Below are 1,808 nucleotides of genomic sequence, written 5' to 3' on the forward strand. Positions count from 1 at the left end.
CCGTTAGAATTCAGGACTCAAGCCGCTTAATACATTTTTTATTATTTCAACTGTCTACTTGACGGGGTGCAGTTCATTCGAGCTCCTGGTTTTTAGTATATTTCTTCAGGTACTTTATCAAAATTAAATCCTTTAAAGGATACAATTCGTAGTGACCCTGTATTTGTTTTCTCCAAATATTGAACTTTGCAATACAACCTTGGTTCTATCCACGTCACATCTCGTTCAACCTTGGTAATGATTTGTTTAGCAATTTCTCTGAATGCAGTTTTTTCTTCAGGTTTGAACCCAAACTCTACGTTAGCAAGTGGTTTATAATTACCATTACTTAATTGTATACCTACAAGCATTGTAAAAGGATTTTCTTTGTACCCTAGAATCACAACATCTGCAATTTTGAAATGTTTATATTTTAACCATTTATGTGAACGGTGATTTGTTTTGTATGTTGAATTACCTCGTTTTCCAACAATACCTTCCATATTTTTTTCTTTGGTTAGTTGAAAAATACTGTTGCCGTTACCTGTTATTGAAGGTGTAACAAGCATGCTATTAGAAGGTTCTATTATTGATGATAGAATTTCTTTTCGTTGCTCTAATGGTTGCTGTATATGAAGTTTATCCGTTGCTAGTAAATCAAAAGCAATGAATGTAGCTGGATGAGTTAAAGTAGCCTGCTCAATCTTACTCGTATTAGAAAGTCTGCCTCTATATGCAAAATCATCAAATACAGATACACCATTTCGAAGAACTACACCTTCACAGTCAATAATTGCTGTATGTGACTGAATTGAACGGCCAACCTCTTGAAGTTCAGGAAACTTAGCTGTCACGTTATTACCATGACGGGTAAAAGCCTCGACTCTATCCCCTTCTTTATGCAAAAGGATGCGCCAACCATCCCATTTTATATCGTAAATCCAATTTGGATCATCATCTATTTCATTGTTGTTACCCATGTGAAGTAACATTGGTTTAATTGGAGTAAATAACATTACCTATTCCCCCTCATGTACCATTATCTCATGGTAAACAAGACAAAAATACATGTAAATCAAGGGATTGATGGCAATTACAATTTCATCTTCTCATTAATATGATTGATCAATAATTTTTCTACTTGAGTCTTTAGTGCTTGGTTGGCATATCGAAGCACAACATCATTGCCAGCAGTTGCTATTTGTACATCGCTGAAATATTCATCTACACTAGTCCATCCTATGACCCGTATCTTTTGTTGCGCCAGTTGCCTTTTGAGATCAAAATATTCTTGACGCAAATCTTTTAAAAGTGCATCCATAAGGGGGAGAAATACAATTTTCATTTTAAATTGTTCCGTTTTCTGATAATCAATCTGCAATGATTTAATTGCTAGTTCCATCAGCAAATATTTGTGTAAAAGCTGGCGTTGGTCAGGTTTAATCATAATAATCAGCTTCTAATTGAGCTGACTGTATGTTTTGAATTGGAATTCGTTTTGTTTTAAGTAGTGTATCAAGTATGAGTTCATTAGTATTAAAATTAATTGATTTGATAGTTCCAGTCCATTGTATGATTTTGTTGTCTTGCCACGCTTCTAATTTAATGTCTAGATGCTGACTAAACGCTTGATCAATTGTTTGTTGTATTTCTTCTAGTTCCCATTCGTTTAAGTCTCGACGTTGTATTGTAGTATCTTGTTTGTATTCCCTGAGAACATCCAAATGTTCAGGCATCATCATGGATGCCCACTTTTTGTTGTTATCAAGACATATTTTTGTATTTCCCACTATTTAGTACACCTCATTCTTTGTTTATATATAGTTAGA

At 34.2% G+C, this 1,808-nt stretch carries 3 protein-coding genes; all 3 read right to left on the minus strand.

Annotated elements, in window-relative coordinates; all coding sequences use genetic code 11:
* Positions 1–92: 92 nt before the first annotated feature.
* Positions 93–995 (minus strand): ATP-dependent DNA ligase, encoded by a 903-nt coding sequence (locus tag EW028_RS24305; protein ID WP_227745019.1) that lies wholly within the window; start codon positions 993–995, stop codon positions 93–95.
* Between the two features lie 77 nt (positions 996–1,072).
* Entirely contained in the window at positions 1,073–1,426 is a 354-nt protein-coding gene (locus EW028_RS24310; protein ID WP_131522761.1) for a YhjD family protein, read from the minus strand.
* A complete protein-coding gene (locus EW028_RS24315) occupies positions 1,419–1,769 on the minus strand; it encodes a YolD-like family protein (protein WP_227745020.1) in 351 nt (116 codons plus the stop codon). The genes EW028_RS24310 and EW028_RS24315 overlap by 8 nt, the downstream gene beginning before the upstream one ends.
* Between the last annotated feature and the right edge of the window lie 39 nt (positions 1,770–1,808).

This window comes from Lysinibacillus sp. OL1 (genome assembly GCF_004332175.1).
Taxonomy (GTDB): domain Bacteria; phylum Bacillota; class Bacilli; order Bacillales_A; family Planococcaceae; genus Lysinibacillus; species Lysinibacillus capsici.